Origin of the sequence: Myxacorys almedinensis A (assembly GCF_010091945.1) — a bacterium.
GTDB lineage: Bacteria > Cyanobacteriota > Cyanobacteriia > Leptolyngbyales > Leptolyngbyaceae > Myxacorys > Myxacorys almedinensis.
Window position 1 is genome coordinate 338 of record NZ_WVIE01000066.1, and the last position, 594, is coordinate 931.

A 594-nucleotide genomic window follows, 5' to 3' on the forward strand; every position below is an offset into this window, starting at 1 on the left:
AGCAGAATATTCTTGGTGTAGAACGTCTCAAACTCAGGATCCTCAGCCGCTCGAATCTCCTGACTGATGAAGTCATAGGCTCGCAGATTCAAGGCAATGCCCACAATGCCAATGGAGGCCATCCACAGACCCGTCACCGGCACAAACAGCATGAAGAAATGCAGCCATCGCTTATTGGAAAAGGCAATCCCGAAAATCTGGGACCAGAATCGGTTTGCCGTCACCATCGAGTAGGTTTCCTCTGCCTGGGTCGGCGTGAAGGCGCGGAAGGTGTTGGCCTTCTCCCCATCTTCAAACAGGGTATTTTCTACCGTAGCGCCGTGAATGGCACACAGCAGTGCTCCCCCCAAGACACCAGCAACCCCCATCATGTGGAAGGGGTTGAGGGTGAAATTGTGGAACCCTTGCACAAACAAGATGAACCGGAAAATGCCAGCTACCCCAAAACTAGGGGCAAAAAACCACCCAGACTGACCCAAGGGATAGAGCAAAAATACTGACACAAATACGGCAATGGGTGCTGAGAAGGCAATGGCATTGTATGGACGAATGCCCACCAGCCGGGCAATCTCAAACTGCCGCAGCATAAAGCCA

The 594-nt window shown here is 52.2% G+C and carries 1 pseudogene; it reads right to left on the minus strand.

What is annotated here, in order from left to right:
* Nucleotides 1–594: pseudogene (locus tag GS601_RS22655) on the minus strand (photosynthetic reaction center family protein); the annotation flags it as partial.